Source organism: Desulfosporosinus lacus DSM 15449 (assembly GCF_900129935.1).
Taxonomy (GTDB): Bacteria; Bacillota; Desulfitobacteriia; order Desulfitobacteriales; family Desulfitobacteriaceae; genus Desulfosporosinus; species Desulfosporosinus lacus.
This window is the reverse complement of the sequence record NZ_FQXJ01000014.1, coordinates 138,184-153,778: the sequence shown is the minus strand read 5'-3', so window position 1 is coordinate 153,778 and position 15,595 is coordinate 138,184. Positions and strand designations below refer to the sequence as shown.

The following is a 15,595-nucleotide window of genomic DNA, read 5'->3' as shown; positions in this document are numbered from 1 at the left end:
AAGGTGATTAATATAATCTTGTACGAAATGTGGAAGGGGAGAGGAAGTTAATCCATTATTATGATTCAAGAGAACCGTACCTCCATCAGTTTGATAGATTTAACATAGTGATTATTCGAAGTGAAAATATTATCGATAATTATATATATAAACGTTACAACATTCAATTATGCCAATAAAGATTATTTTAGCGCATAGTTCAATGGAAGACTAAAGTGGACTTGATAAATGCCAAAGGGAAATGGTTAAGTAAACAGAATTTCCTTACTTCAAAATGTGAAACGGCAGGTTGAATAAACATGTATAAAAAGGTGTTTAAGTTGAGCGACATCCTCAATTGTTAGTGTTCTCCATCAACACCAGCTCACAAATATGGGAAGGATCTATTATGACCCCGTTGAAGCAGCTTATAAAATCAAGAAACGTATCAAAGAGGAACTTGGGTTTACCGTAAATATCGGGATCTCTTCCAATAAAATCTTAGCTAAGATGGCTAGTGAGCTTAATAAACCATATAAAGTACATACTATTTTTCCACATGAGATTGCGGATAAAATGTGGTGTCTTCCCATTGATGAACTGTTCATGGTTGGGAGAGCGACTGCAAAAAAGTTGCGGGGTAGATCCATTAATACTATTGGAGATTTAGCACAAGCAGATCTAAAGATGATTAAGCTTTTTTTAAAAAGCCATGGGATCTTAGTATGGAACTATGCAAACGGAAACGATATATCGCCCGTTAGAGAAAATCGCAGAACAATGATCAAAGGAATCGGCAACTCAACGACAATTCCTTTTGATGTGGAAGAAGCGACATCTGCCCATTTAGTGTTGCTTTCTCTGACTGAAACTGTTGCAGCAAGATTACGTCAAGCAGAATACTGCGCGCGTTTAGTGTCAGTTTCCATAAAGACGAACGAATTCTATTCTTGCTCTCACCAACGAAAGATTTCCTCCGCCATAGATTGCACAAATGCTATTCACGAGGTAGCTTGCGAACTCTTTGACGAATTGTGGAAAGGAGAGCCGATTCGGCATCTTGGAGTACGTGTTTCTGAACTATGCAGAAATGATTTTATGCAACTTTCTCTTTTTGAGAGAGATTACGAAAAACAAAGGGCAGTTGATCGTACGGTCGATGCAATTCGAGAACGGTTTGGACCGGATGCAGTTTTTCGTTCGTCATTTCTGAATAGTGGAGTACGATTCCGGTCTGGAGGGACTGTTGATGATGAAGAATACCCCATGATGTCAAATATTCTATGGTAAGATGACGAAGCATTAATTAAACATCCTTACCGGGGGTTTGAATTGACAGCAGACAAACGAAAGTGTAATTTTGTGATCAGCAGGAAAGAGCGTTTAAAATGTCGAAATAATATGTTATGAGCTGAACGGGGTTTTCATCCGCACAGGTTTCGATCAGATGGATGATATACCTAACATACAATTTGAGTGGAATACATGTGGCCCTCTGTGGGGCAGCCGTGTCAATAGAAGGGAGTAGCCCAACAGTTTAAAATTAACATTGAGATGTACAGCGGATATGATAATCTTTCTAAGGATGAGAGCGAGTTGAAGCATTTATACCATGTCAAAGCTAAAAACAACATTATTTAGAGTCCGCGTTAGCAAAAACGAAGATTAATGAGTCGGAGGCAGTGAAATTTGGGCAGATGAAAACGAAGGTCTGGATATAAAAGAAGGAAAGGTTGGAAGAGATGGATTTAACCATGGTATTATTTAGCTTTATTGGGGGGCTGGGACTTTTCCTTTTTGGTATTAAATCAATGTCAGAGGGATTACAAGCCGTAGCCGGAGATCGGTTAAGGGTTATCCTGGAAAAGGGGACTAAAACACCACTTCGTGGTGTTTTAACGGGAGCGATCGTCACCGGATTAATCCAAAGTAGTAGTGGTACTACTGTCTTAGCGGTTGGACTCGTTAACGCAGGACTGTTGACACTAAGGCAATCTATCGGAATTATTATGGGGGCTAATATAGGAACGACGATTACGGCTTACCTCATTGGTTTTAACCTTGAACACTATGCCTTACCAATCATTGCACTTGGGGTTTTCTTACTGTTCTTCTTTAAAACAAAGCGAATAAACTATCTTGGACAAGTACTTCTAGGATTTGGTCTTCTCTTTTATGGCATGGATATCATGGGCAATGGTTTACAACCCCTCCGAAGTTCCTCCTTCTTTATTGATTTGATGTCCGATGTAGAAAATAATCCTCTGCTTGGGGTACTTGTCGGAACAATCTTCACTCTTGTTGTTCAGAGTAGTAGTGCAACCATAGGTGTCTTACAGGAGCTTGCGAATCAAGGAGTTATTACTTACTCTCAAGCAGTACCTATTCTATTTGGAGATAATATTGGGACGACCATCACGGCAATCCTGGCTGGAATTGGGGCTTCGGTCATGGCCAGAAGAGCAGCTGCAACTCATTTAATCTTTAATTTAATCGGTACAGCCATCTTTTTACCGCTCTTCCTAGTGGGTATTTTCCCCAAACTTGTCATTTTATTAACCAACTCTATATATATCCTGATTCCTGGGTTTGAAGGAACTTGGAATACGCTGGGAATAAAACTTCAGATTGCTCAAACTCATGGTGTGTTCAATCTATTAAATACTTGTTTTCAATTGCCTTTTATTGCACTTCTAGCGAAAATCGTCAATAAAGTTGTTCCTGGGGATGAGGAAGAGGAAGTAGTCATCATCAATGCAAAGCCAAAATATTTAGAACCTCGTTTATTTGGTAATCCTTCTATGGCTCTAGCCAATGCTAGCCGCGAGGCCTTGCGGATGGGCAGGATGGCGGGGGAAGCATATGAAAATTCAAAAGACTACTTTTTTGATCATAACCCACATAATAAACACTTAACAGGTCAATTTGAAGCTGGGATCGATAAGCTTGAAAACGAGATCACAGACTACGTCTTAAACATTACATCCGGTAAAATGCTCACAACTGAGCAATCGAACCAGAGTTATCGGATTCTTCAAGTGATTGGTGACATAGAACGAGTAGGAGACCACGCCACTAATCTCGTGGAACTTGCTGATTATGCTATCGAATCAAAAGTTAAATTCTCAGAAGAAGCCACTAGTGATCTTATGAATATGTTTGAGAAAGTCCAAGAGATCTTCAGGATGTCCTTAGAAGTATTAAAAACTGATGATATTGCTTTATCTGAAAAAGTACTCAAATATGATGATATTATTGACGATTTAGAAATCAGTTTGCGTAAGGGGCATATAGAACGTCTCAGTCAAGGGACTTGTAATGGAAGTTATGGTGCTACCTTCCTCAATATCATTAGTAATCTAGAACGTATTGGCGATCACTCTGTAAATATTGCAAAGTACACTCTTTTACACAGGAAAAGCTAAAATATTTCATTCGAAAGGGTTGAATTTCAGAGCTTCTTATCTGGAATTCAGCCCACTTTTTTCGAAGCTGTTCCAAAATTAGTTGGACCAAAAAGGAGACCTATCGAAACTGAACTGAGACCTATATCCCTGACACAACACTAAAGGGCCTTCCCATAGTAGAATAATTCTACTAAGGGAGGGCATTTTTGTGATACAAAACATTGATCCACAATTACTGGATACTAATTAATGTGTTAATGTGATAACATTGATACTTAAAGCAAATGAAGAGGTAAAGGGAGTTTGTTGGTTATGATCAGAGTCTGTTTGATTTTGGCTATGGTGCTTATTGGAATTACTCATTCAGCACTAACGCACTTTATGGTTGTACCTTTCTATAATAATATTATCGTCAAATGCTTGGTACTGGGTGTAGCTTTCGGACTAATAAATTACATTGTAGCGGAACTGTTTGTTCGAAGAATTGATAAACTTAAAAAGATCAATAAGCAACTAAGAGTAAAGCTTAAGACTGATAATTTAACGGGAATACTCAATCGAAGAGCTTTCGATGAGGATATTAAAAATTTAGAATATAACTATCCATACTCATTAATTTTTATTGACATAGACAATTTTAGAGATTTCAATAATCGTTTTGGCCACGATGTTGGAGACAGCGTGCTAGTTAAAGTAGGAAAAACAATTCAGGCTTGTGTTCGTACGAGCGACCGAGTATACAGATATGGTGGAGAAGAAATAGTTTTACTTTTAAGGGACTGTGATAAAAGGAACGCTTGGAAGATGGCCGAAACGATCCGCTCAGAAATAAGTTCACTTGATAATGGATCATACCCTCAAATCACGATTTCCTTGGGAGTTTCAAGTTATCCCTACGATGGCAAAACTATTAACGATCTTATTTTTGCTTCTGACCAAGCACTCTTAAGGGCTAAACAAAATGGAAAGAATTGTACTGTTTTATGTTAGCCTATAAGCCGTGGAAATGAGGTACACAAATCATTGAAGAAGGGACCCTGACATATTAGGGTCCCTTCTTCATGCTGATCCTTGGACCAACGTATCTACATAATAAACTAACATTTAGAGATAATATGTTGAAGTGAATGGCATAGAGACCTAGTCATGGGCCAACTTATCTCCACCGCAAAAGGAGGGTATTCGATAATGTTCAAGGGCGGAAAAATAGTTGCGGGGCTTATTATCGTTGTTGCTTTACTGAGCATACCTTTCTTCTATAATTTAGGCAAATCCAACAAGGCGCCTCTAATAAATTTGGATACTCCAGCTATCCGGCAACTAGAGGTTAAGGAGTGTATCGAGTCAACGGAATTTATGAAAGCTAATCACATGAAACTTCTGTACCAATGGAGAGAAGAAGGCGTGCGTGAGGGCAAAACGGAGTATGTAAATAGTAAAGGGAAAGCTTACAGGCTTAGCTTTCAAACTTGCTTGAACTGTCATTATAATCCGGGAGTAAAAACGTCTGATCAATTCTGTGTTTCATGCCATACCTACGCTGCTGTAAAGCCGAATTGTTGGGATTGTCATTTGCTACCCGACCCTCATCCTGATTGACCCTCTGCAATTTAATGGATTAAAAGATATTAAATTATCTAAGACCCTTATCATACGGAATGCCCTCAGCTTTAGGAGCCCGGGATTTTTTAGATGTAAATGCGAGAACAACCATAGTTGCAACATAAGGAAGCATTTTGTAATAGGTTTGATTGATGTTTAAAGCATCTAAGAAGGGGATCAAGGCAATTGAATAGGCCACCGTGCGAAGAAATGCGAAGAATAAGGCTGCGAGTAGAATCTTAAAAGGCTTCCATTGTCCGAATATCATAACAGCAAGTGCCAGAAAGCCGAATCCTGCAACCCCTGTATGACCGTTAGTGTTCCCATTCATAACCCCAACTGCATAGAAGAATCCGCCAATACCTCCAAGGATCCCAGAAAGGCTCACACCGGCATAGCGCATGAAATAGACATTTATTCCAACCGAGTCGGCAGCATGAGGATGTTCACCACAGGCGCGAAGGCGCAGACCAAACTTTGTTTTATAAAATACGATAGCAGATATGACAAGCAACACAATGCCAATGTACACAGTAATATACGTGTTTTGAAAAAATAGCTTACCTAGTACTGGTATCTCACTTAGGGCAGGCACTTCTTTAACATAAAAATTCTTGTTTGTGGTGATACCGTCACTGTTGAAGGACATTTTTGAAAACAATAGAATTGCTGCGGGAACTAACATATTCAGTGCCGTACCGGTAATGGTCTGGTCTGCTTTCATAGTTACAGCAGCAAGGGATAATAACAACGAATATAAAAATCCCGCAGTTGCTGCAACGAGCATACCCAGTAGCAATATTCCCTGTGTGTCCATGGAGGTACTCTGTACAAAGTAAACAAAGAGGCAGCCAAAAAATGCACCGAACAGCATGATACCCTCCAGGGCAATATTGATGACACCACTACGTTCACTGAACATACCGCCCAGGGCCACCAAAAGCAGGGGAATGGCAACTGGAAGCGTATTCTGAATCAGATAATAAAAGGTATCCATAGTTTATGCCTCCTCCTTTGGATCAGCAGGCAATATTTTTTCTGATTGGTTTTTACTGAAAAGCTTTTTTATAAGGTTACCAACCATAGCATTCATAAGCATAGCAAAGGCTGAAAAATATATAATAACCGCAATCACAACATCAATGATCTCCGGTTTATAGCCGTAGAGGCTTGCTAGTGTGCCACCGCGCTGAATGTGTGAGACAAAAAGTGCAGAAAAAATAATTCCGATAGGGCTGGAGTTGCCCAGGAGGGCTACGGCTATACCATTAAACCCGTTCGCAGCAATTACGCTTACCGGCTCATAGGTCATACTGCTTCCAGCGATGGTCGACGGTGCTAAAATAGCAAATGCTCCGCCAAGTCCTGCCATGGCACCTGCAATTGCCATCGTTAGGATGATATTGCGTTTCCCGTTCATGCCGGCGTAGGCGCTGGCATATTTGTTAAAGCCCGTTGCTTTTAGTTCATAACCAAAGGTAGTTTTGTTTAGAACAACAAATAATATTAGTGCCGCAGTAATAGCAATGAAAATAGAAATATTTACACTGGAATTAGTGATTCCAAGAGACGGCATTTGTGCCGACGCAGGAAGATATGAAGTTCTGGTTTTCGAGGAAATATACATCGTTGCGTTTCCTTGAATAAGCATATCTACCAGATACATACCGATATAGTTGAACATTATTGAAGTAATAACTTCATTAACGTTCAGCAATGCCTTAAATATACCGGGGATTAACCCCCAAAACATTCCACCGATCATGCCGGCCAGAACGCAGACTAACCAATGAACACTGTCGGGTAACTTCCACATAAACCCTACATACAAGGCAAAGAACATGCCCATTGTATACTGCCCCGAAGCTCCAATGTTAAATAAGCCCATTTTAAAGGCAAAGCCTACTGCCAGACCTGTCATTAAGATAGGAGTTGCATAATAAAATACATCCCCAATACGTTTGAAACCACCCATCAGGAGCTTCTGGAAACCTAAAAATGAGTTGGCAGGGCTTGCGATAGTCATAATGATATATCCAAAAACAAGCCCCAGCAATACAGCAAGCAGCGCTGCAGTAAATGCCGAAAAGCCTTTACTTTTTCCTGCTTTTTTGATATTAACCTGCATTTTCATTCTCCTTTGCAGTGCTGCGTTTGGCTCCTGACATGTACAGACCAAGTTCTTGAACAGTGGTTGTCTTGGCGTCCAGCTCACCAACTATTTCGCCTTCATACATTACAAGAATTCTATCGCTTAAATTCATAACCTCCTCCAGCTCGAGGGATATCAACAAGACCGCTTTTCCGGCATCACGTCTTGCAACGAGCTGTTTATGTATGTATTCGATAGCCCCAATATCAAGACCCCGGGTAGGTTGTACTGCAATTAGCAGCTCATGTTCCTTGTCAATTTCCCGAGCAAGAATTGCTTTTTGCTGGTTTCCGCCCGACATGCTTCGCATAGGAGTAATCGGACCCTGCCCGCTGCGAACATCATATTGCTTAATCAACTTTTCGGCATATGAGCGCACGGCATTGCTTTTAATAAATCCGAAATGCTGAAACTCAGGCCGCCAATAACGCTGCAGAACCAGATTTTCTTCCAATGAATAATCAAGTACGAGACCATACTTGTGGCGATCCTCCGGAATGTGGCTCATACCTGAAATTGACCGAGTACGGATCGTCGCCTTTGTAATATCTCTGCCGCAAAGAGTGATAATTCCACTGCTTGTTTTTTCAAGCCCTGTAAGCGCCGAGACAAACTCAGTTTGTCCGTTTCCGTCGATACCGGCAAGACAAAGGATTTCACCTGCTCGTACATCGAAGCTAACGTTTTTTACAGCATTGTTGCTATGAATCTTGGAGGAAACTTTAATATTCTTTACAGAAAGAACAACATCGCCGAGCTCCTTAGTTTTCTTATGCACCTTGAAGTTCACATCTCGTCCAACCATCATTTTCGACAGTTCTTCCTTTGTGGTATCTTTTATTGCAACGTCACCCATTAATTTACCCTTGCGCAGTACAGTGCAACGATCGGCAACAGCCATAATCTCATTCAATTTATGGGTTATAAACAAAATTGATTTACCTTCTCTGGCAAATTCCCGCATTATTTCCATGAGCTCATCAATTTCCTGCGGGGTTAAGACTGCAGTTGGCTCATCAAAAATCAGAATATCATTTTCACGATACAACATTTTTAAGATCTCAACACGTTGCTGCATTCCAACTGAAATCTTTTCAATTAATGCATCCGGGTTTACCTCAAGTCCGTACTGTTTACTTAGTTTTATAACCTTTTCCCGGGCTTCTTTCTTTTGCAAGAAGCCCATCTTATTTGGCTCAACCCCTAGAATGATATTTTCAAGAACCGTAAAAATATCTATAAGTTTAAAGTGCTGATGTACCATGCCAATGCCCAAATCGTTGGCGTCATTGGGATTATTAATTTTAACGACCATACCATTCTTCCTGATTTCGCCTTTTTCGGCCTGGTATAAGCCAAAAAGAACGCTCATAAGTGTCGATTTTCCCGCACCGTTTTCCCCTAACAAGGCATGAATTTCGCCCTTTCTTAAACACAGAGTAATATCATCATTGGCTGTAATGCCCGGAAATTCTTTAGTTATATTGAGCATTTCGATAATATAGTTTTCCATAATTAACCTCTTTTTGTTTAGAGTTAATATCATAAAGGGGAAAGGTATTTGCCTTTCCCCTTTAAAGGGCTTCTAATTACATAAGGCTCGGCCAATATGTTGGTTGGCAGCAAAACTATAATTATTATTATCTTACCTCAACGGTAACCTTTGAAAGTTTGAGGCCGGAAACAAGTTCCTTAGCTGTTGCATAACCGTTAGTATCAGCAACCGTTATGGTACGGACAGGATCTATCGAACCCTTAGCTAGTGAGGCATATATAGCGTCATAGTCGTTTTTGGTGAATGATTTGAATCTGTCAAATGCATTGCCATCTGGTTGTCCAATAATCGTTGTTGGAAGACCTACACCGTTGTTGGCTGCATTGAAATAGGTGGATTTTCCTGCGAAGGTGCTCCAGCTGTTGGTTTTATAGATAGTTTCAAGAACTTGTATAACGGAAGCTCCAAGACCTTTGGTGGCAGATGTAATAACAGTATTGCTGTCATATCTCTGGTCAACGTCAACGCCGATAACTTTTTTCCCTGCTTCAGCAGAGGCTGACATAACACTTTTACCTACTGAACCGCCGCAAGCAAAGATAACTTCTGTACCTTCCTGATACATGGTTTTTGCTGTTGCTTTATTGGTATCAGTTTCTGCAAAATCTCCAGTATAATGATAAGTAACAGAAATTGCACCTGCAGGAAGTCCTAATTTTACCGCGGCAGCCTCGGCGCCCTGCAAATATCCATAACCAAATGCTTGAACAGCTGGAACTGCCATACCTCCCATAAAACCAAGCTTTTTCATGCCGTCCATAACAGCGGCATAGCCGGCCAGATAACCGGGCTCTTCTTCAGAGTATAGAATGCTGGCAACATTATCATTCGTTTTAAAGGTTGCGTAATCAGCAGTATGAGGTGTTCCATCTAAGAGGATAAACTTTACATCAGGGTACCTTGTCTGTGCTTCGTAAATCGGAACTTCAAACAGAAAACCCGGTGTTACAATAACCTTAGCGCCACCGGTTACAGCCAAATCAATAGCTGCAAGATAGCCTGCGTCAGACGCTTCCTCGGGCTTATAATACTTGTGAGAAATTTTGTTTTCCTCAGCAAAGGCAACTACGCCCTCCCAGGAGCCTTGGTTAAAGGACTTGTCATCGATGTTGCCTTTGTCAGTAATGAGTGCGATTTCGAAGCCTTTGCTTGTTGCACCACCTTCACTAGTTGTACCACCGCAGCCAATAACCATCGTGATGCAAAACAAAAGAAGAACCACCAGTATTGCCGAAAACCTTTTCATTATACTCCTCCTCCTATAATCTGGATATAATAGTTACTACCAAATGTATTTTACAACCCTTATATAAATTACAACTATTTTCCTATTGTTTATATAAAGTCTGGCTTTGCGAAACTTTACGAGATAATCAACGGGACGACAAGGCACTTCAATGTGAACTCGTTCAACTAAAGCTGAACATCGAGACTTCGGTGGGGGAGTCTACCTCCACCGAAGTGGAATAAGGAAGGGGATGTAAGGAAACTTGTTTTCCGGTTTATTACATCCCCACTCTATTTGTAATCCCCTGATATAATAGAGGACTGTTTACCACTTCAAGGTGTACAGTCCTCTATTTTGGGATAACGCACCACCAGCTTGAAAAAATCTCATGTTTCGTTACGGCCCCTCCCAGAATTAATAAACTATTTGACTAAGTCAGATAATAATAGTTGACTTAGTCAAATAAATGTGCTATTTTTACTAAAATAACATAGAGGGGCAACCATATGAATTCAATATATACACCATTGGTTCATACCATTCGAAGCTTTAACCGATTTTACACTAATATCCTTGGACTTTTGGAACATCATATGTTTGACAGTGATTTTTCCCTGTCGGAAGTTCGTGTATTGTACGAAATTGGGCATATGGAGAATTGTACTTCAAAAAAATTAATTGAAGAACTAAGAATTGACTCAGGCTATCTAAGCAGGATTATAAAACGCCTTGATAAACAAGAATTGACTTATAGGGTACAGTCCACTGAGGATGGCCGGTTGTATTATCTTTATCTTACTGATAATGGAAAAGAGTCGCTTTCAAAGCTGAATGATCGATCCGATCAACAAATCTATCAGATGATTGTACAATTAGAGGAGCAAAACCAAAAAAGGCTTATTGAAGGTATGCAGGCGATTGAAAGTGCGCTGTCAAGAGATTCTGTTTCTAGAAAAGAAAAGATCAACTTGCGTTACGAGTTGAAGCCTGGGGATGTAGGTCAGCTAATTCATCTGCATGGTTGGATATATGCCCAAGAATGTGGGTATAACCATGTTTTTGAGGGCTATGTTTGTAAGACCTTATCTAACTTCTTTGAAAACTATAGTCCGCAGAAGGATAGGTTTTGGTTTGCTGAAGCTGATGGAGAGATGATAGGAGCTATTGCAATCGTCGGACATTCGGCAGAAAAAGCTCAACTTAGGTGGTTTATACTTCATCCGGAATTTCGAGGAATAGGTCTTGGCAACAAGCTGTTGAATGAAGCCATGCAATACTGTAGAGAGAAGGGGTATAAAAATTTATTTTTGGTGACCACGGAAGACCAAAAAACAGCTGTGAAAATGTACTTGAAAGCTGGATTCAGAAAAGTGGCCGCGCATGAAAATCATGCATGGGGCAAGGATTTGATTGAGCAGACCTTTGAGTTGAACTTACCATAATTATGCATCGGCAAATTGGATTTTGAACTCCCGCATTCGTCCGAGGACATACCGCCGCTCGTTCAATTGCATAGAGCAGTAGTTGGTAATCTTCCTATAAAACAATGTGGTTTCCATTAAATTTTATAAATCAAACGCCGGTACGAGTTGTAGTCGTACCAGCGTTTGATTTACTATGCAACCGTTTAGCGCTTACAAAAAGGAAGTATGAATATCGCTGCGCTTTTGTGAAATTTGCAATGAAACATAACAACAAGGGGCAGTGAAATTCCTATAGAGGCTAAATTGCTGCACGGGAATTGTGTTAAGAAAAATTAATCTAAGGGCGAAAAGTTGAGGTTCAGTTGATTTTGGAATGGTAGAGTAGAGCCTGACTAGGAGGTGAATTCATGTTCAATATTTTGGTAGTCGAAGATGACACCAACACACAAAAACTGATCTGCGCTGTCCTAAAGCGGGGAGGGTACAATGCTTTTGCGGCAAAAGATGGCCTCAACGCTTTAAGTATGATGGAAAGGCAATATTTTGATTTGATTATCCTGGATTTGATGATGCCGAAGATGGACGGCTATCAGCTTTGCCAAGAGTTACGCGATGTTGGAGAAACTATTCCTATCTTGATGATTACGGCACAACAAGAAATTAAAGATAAACATAGAGGCTTTCTTGTAGGCACAGACGATTACATGACAAAGCCCTTTGACGAGCAGGAAATGCTGTTTCGCATAACGGCATTACTACGTCGGGCGCAAATTGTCAATGAGCACAGATTGACCATCGGCGGCACCACTTTGGATTATAATACGCTTACCGTCACTCGTGGTGAAGATACAATTACCCTTCCCCAGAAAGAATTCTATCTGCTCTTCAAATTGACGAGTTATCCAAATATGATTTTTACCCGCCTGCAATTGATGGATGAGATCTGGGGTCTTAATACAGAAACAGATGAGCATACTCTGAATGTCCATATGGGCAGGCTGCGCGACAAATTTAAAGATAACCCTGATTTTGAGATCGTTACTGTGCGCGGACTAGGATATAAGGCGGTGAAGCAACCATGAAAAAAAGAATGAGTCTCGCTGTTTCACTGGTTGTATTTGTCTTTTTTGTTATGGCTTTGTCGGTTGTGATTGGCAGATTATGTACGTATTTACTGGAATTTATTTTTGGCAGCAGCTTTTTGGAAAATCGTTTTTTGGGTTTTTTCGCCTTGTTGCTAACAAGTGTATCGATTGGAACTTCTATCACCGCTCTCCTAAGCAGGTGGATGGTTAAGCCTGTCCGTAATCTGATTGAAGCTATTGAAGATGTAGCTAAAGGGGATTTTTCGGTTACGGTTAAAGGCAGCAACATTCCAGAGCTGGAGAGCCTTGCTTCGAGTTTTAATAAAATGGCCCGGGAGCTTGCGGGAATTGAAATGTTACGCCTTGATTTTATCAATAATTTTTCCCATGAATTTAAAACCCCTATTGTTTCTATTAAGGGCTTTGCCAAACTTTTGAAAGAAGGCGGTTTAACCGGGGATGAAGCGCAGGAATACTTAGATATAATTATTCAAGAGTCCCAAAGATTGGCTGACCTTTCCACAAATGTTCTAAATTTATCAAAGGTGGAAACTACGGAGATCATTAGTGAAAAAGAGGTTTATGCTCTGGATGAGCAAATTCGCCGCGCTATACTTATATTGGAACCCAAATGGAGCGCTAAAAATCTTTCAGTAGATGTGGATTTGGAGAGTATAACTATTTATAACAATGCATCCTTACTCCAACAAATATGGGTGAACCTTTTGGATAACGCTATCAAATTCACAGATAACGGTGGGGAATTACAAGTCAGTTTAAGACGTATCAATTCATCGCTACGGTTTTGTTTGCGAGATAGTGGCCAGGGAATGGACGAGGAAACTAAACAACATATCTTTGACAAGTTTTATCAAGGGGATACATCCCACGCAATTACTGGGAATGGACTTGGACTGACGTTGGTTAAAAATATTGTCGGCCTCTGCAACGGCCAGCTAGAAGTCGAAAGCAGTCCAGGAAAAGGCAGTTCCTTTACTGTTTTCTTGCCTTTGGGGATGCCGATGGATAATATGCGCAGCTAAAGCTGTTTTTTCATATTGCTTTGAGTGAAAAGGGGGCTGCGTGAAAACTTAGTCCCCAAACACCAAAGTAGTTACTGCAATCAAAAAGCGTTCTCATTTCACTGTCAAAGTGGAGTGAGAACGCTTTTTGATTGTTATAGTGGAAAAGTGGAGGTGTGAAAACGACATTCCTAAGTTTTAGGACAGCCACTCATTATACTTGCCGCTATACAGGCGAAGCCCTCAAAAATAGGTAATCATGCGTTTTTAGGCATCTTGAGGTCGATGAACTATAATTCTGAAAATGAGAAATGCCTGAAAAAGCGTAGTCATTCACTAGGTTGGGCTTTAAACGCCGGAAAATAGGTTTTAAAAAAAATATTAGAGGCTTAAAGGCTAAAAGTTGAGGTTGAGTTGATATTAGATTGTTAGCATAAAACTACAAAATGAAAGGAGTTACAGACTATGAATATAATTTCAAAGCAAAAAAACAGTGGCACAAAAGCAATCCAAATTGAGAGTTTGCACAAGAATTTTGGCGAATATAAAGCCTTGAACAATCTGTCTCTGGAAGTGAACCGAGGAGAGATTTTTGGATTTCTGGGGCTGAATGGTGCCGGAAAGACAACGACCATAAAAACCCTCTTAGGGATGCTCAGGCCAACCTCCGGCAAGCTCTACATGTTAGGTGAAAAGGTCCATGCCGGAAACTATAAATTATGGGATAAAGTTGGGTATTTGGAGGAAGCAACTTTTTATCCTGATTTAACCGTAATCGAGAATCTTGACATCGCACGCCGGATGCAAGGGGTATCTGACAAAGAGTCCGTCAATCGGGTTATCTGTAAGTTGGGGCTTGAGCCGCACGAAAAGAAAAAGGCGAAGCAGCTTTCTTTAGGAAACAAACAGCGCTTGGGACTTGCCAAAGCCATGATCCACAAACCGGAAATCATGATCCTGGATGAACCGATCAACGGTCTTGATCCGGCAGGAGTGGCTGAGATACGGAATATGTTATATGATTTAGCGAAAAATTTTGGCGTTACTATTTTTATATCCAGCCATCTGCTGGAAGAACTCGCAAAAGTTGCCACACGCATTGGGATTATTCACAACGGTCACCTTATTCAAGAAATCGAAATGGCTAAGCTGGAACAATCCTTGCAGAAAAATTTAGTGTTGGATGGACGGGACAAAAATGCGCTGAAAGGTGTGCTGAAAGAGCAGGGCTATGAATTTGAGGAAACAATGGATGGTCATCTCAAATTAACCGATGGCCAGGCAGTTGAGAATCCTGAACGGTTGGCAGAACTGCTTGTTAAATCCAATCAACCGCCAACGCTTCTTAGTGTAATTACGGAGGATTTGGAAGGCTACTTTCTTCGGACAATTGGTATGGCAAGGGGGAATATCTAATGAATATCTTTTCTGTTCTACATTGTGAATTTCGTAAGATTATCCGCGCTAATGTGTTTTGGCTGGTATTTCTTGTTTTTGCATTTGGGCCAATCATGATGGGAGTTGGAACTATTTCATCCGGTAACACGGGTGATATTAATTGGCAGATGTATTTAACGGAATTGCTTAGTGGTCTTGCCGCCCTGGGACTTATCGGATACACATTTATCTCTGCCTGGGTATTTGGTCGAGAGTTTACAGATAAAACGATTAAGGATTTGCTGGCCAAGCCCGTGTCCAGATCACAGATTGTAATATCCAAATTGCTGGTTATCTTAGCATGGGACCTATTGCTTGCCCTCTTTATGTTTGCCGTTGCCCTCGCTGCAGGTGGTGTTCTGGGGGTTACGGGTTGGTCAACTGTCCTTATTGGGGATATTTTCTTTAGATTTATTCTAACATCCATCTTGTTTATTGTGGTTACCACACCAGGCACCTTTCTGGCAAATGTTAGTAAAGGATACTTGGCGCCCTTGGGACTCATCTTGGTCATCGTTATTTTCTCAAACGTGTTGGCCTCTATGGGATTTGCCCCTTATTTCCCCTGGACAATCCCGTCGGTATTTCAAAGCACCGGGTTCCTAAATGTAAGCAGCATAATCATTCTTGCTTTCACGGGAATAGCCGGAATAGTTGGAACGTTTGCTTGGTGGAGATTTGCTGAGCAACAATAGACGGATTGT

General features: G+C 40.6%; 12 protein-coding genes and 1 pseudogene. 9 read left to right on the top strand and 4 right to left on the bottom strand.

All coding sequences use genetic code 11. The features are described from left to right. Positions 1 to 366 precede the first annotated feature (366 nt). From BUB11_RS18010 to dsrJ, 4 genes and pseudogenes are all read left to right on the top strand, one after another. Positions 367 to 1,269 (top strand): annotated as a pseudogene (locus BUB11_RS18010) (DinB/UmuC family translesion DNA polymerase); the annotation flags it as partial. A gap of 452 nt (positions 1,270 to 1,721) precedes the next feature. Next, entirely contained in the window at positions 1,722 to 3,404 is a 1,683-nt protein-coding gene (locus BUB11_RS18005) for a Na/Pi cotransporter family protein (protein WP_073031148.1), read from the top strand. A gap of 294 nt (positions 3,405 to 3,698) precedes the next feature. Then, positions 3,699 to 4,376 carry a GGDEF domain-containing protein gene (locus BUB11_RS18000; RefSeq protein ID WP_073031147.1) on the top strand — a complete coding sequence of 226 codons (678 nt, stop codon included), beginning with the start codon at positions 3,699 to 3,701 and terminating at the stop codon, positions 4,374 to 4,376. A 198-nt stretch (positions 4,377 to 4,574) separates the two neighbouring features. Then, a complete protein-coding gene (gene dsrJ, locus BUB11_RS17995) occupies positions 4,575 to 4,985 on the top strand; it encodes a sulfate reduction electron transfer complex DsrMKJOP subunit DsrJ (protein WP_073031136.1) in 411 nt (136 codons plus the stop codon). Positions 4,986 to 5,019: 34 nt separating this feature from the next. Here dsrJ and BUB11_RS17990 read toward each other — a convergent pair whose 3' ends face one another. The 4 genes from BUB11_RS17990 to BUB11_RS17975 form a co-directional block, all read right to left on the bottom strand. Then, positions 5,020 to 5,985: an ABC transporter permease gene (locus BUB11_RS17990; protein ID WP_073031135.1), complete on the bottom strand. Its 966-nt coding sequence runs from the start codon at positions 5,983 to 5,985 to the stop codon at positions 5,020 to 5,022. Between the two features lie 3 nt (positions 5,986 to 5,988). Continuing rightward, positions 5,989 to 7,116, bottom strand: a complete 1,128-nt coding sequence (locus BUB11_RS17985) for an ABC transporter permease (protein ID WP_242947600.1) — start codon at positions 7,114 to 7,116, stop codon at positions 5,989 to 5,991. Next, positions 7,106 to 8,653: an ABC transporter ATP-binding protein gene (locus tag BUB11_RS17980; RefSeq protein ID WP_073031133.1), complete on the bottom strand. Its 1,548-nt coding sequence runs from the start codon at positions 8,651 to 8,653 to the stop codon at positions 7,106 to 7,108. Before BUB11_RS17980 ends, BUB11_RS17985 begins: the two co-directional genes overlap by 11 nt. Positions 8,654 to 8,780: 127 nt before the next feature. Then, positions 8,781 to 9,941 carry a BMP family lipoprotein gene (locus BUB11_RS17975; RefSeq protein WP_073031132.1) on the bottom strand — a complete coding sequence of 387 codons (1,161 nt, stop codon included), beginning with the start codon at positions 9,939 to 9,941 and terminating at the stop codon, positions 8,781 to 8,783. A 488-nt stretch (positions 9,942 to 10,429) separates the two neighbouring features. Here BUB11_RS17975 and BUB11_RS17970 point away from each other — a divergent pair, with 488 nt between their 5' ends. The 5 genes from BUB11_RS17970 to BUB11_RS17950 all read left to right on the top strand — a co-directional run bounded on the left by BUB11_RS17970 (position 10,430) and on the right by BUB11_RS17950 (position 15,586). After that, positions 10,430 to 11,365 carry a bifunctional helix-turn-helix transcriptional regulator/GNAT family N-acetyltransferase gene (locus BUB11_RS17970; protein WP_073031131.1) on the top strand — a complete coding sequence of 312 codons (936 nt, stop codon included), beginning with the start codon at positions 10,430 to 10,432 and terminating at the stop codon, positions 11,363 to 11,365. A 389-nt stretch (positions 11,366 to 11,754) separates the two neighbouring features. Further along, the gene (locus BUB11_RS17965; RefSeq protein ID WP_073031130.1) at positions 11,755 to 12,429 is read left to right on the top strand and encodes a response regulator transcription factor; all 675 of its coding nucleotides are present in this window, start codon (positions 11,755 to 11,757) and stop codon (positions 12,427 to 12,429) included. After that, positions 12,426 to 13,475, top strand: coding sequence for a HAMP domain-containing sensor histidine kinase (locus BUB11_RS17960; RefSeq protein ID WP_073031129.1), 1,050 nt, complete (start codon positions 12,426 to 12,428; stop codon positions 13,473 to 13,475). The genes BUB11_RS17965 and BUB11_RS17960 overlap by 4 nt, the downstream gene beginning before the upstream one ends. A 444-nt stretch (positions 13,476 to 13,919) precedes the next feature. Then, positions 13,920 to 14,870: an ABC transporter ATP-binding protein gene (locus BUB11_RS17955; RefSeq protein WP_073031128.1), complete on the top strand. Its 951-nt coding sequence runs from the start codon at positions 13,920 to 13,922 to the stop codon at positions 14,868 to 14,870. Then, entirely contained in the window at positions 14,870 to 15,586 is a 717-nt protein-coding gene (locus tag BUB11_RS17950) for an ABC transporter permease (protein WP_073031127.1), read from the top strand. The genes BUB11_RS17955 and BUB11_RS17950 overlap by 1 nt, the downstream gene beginning before the upstream one ends. Positions 15,587 to 15,595 lie beyond the last annotated feature (9 nt).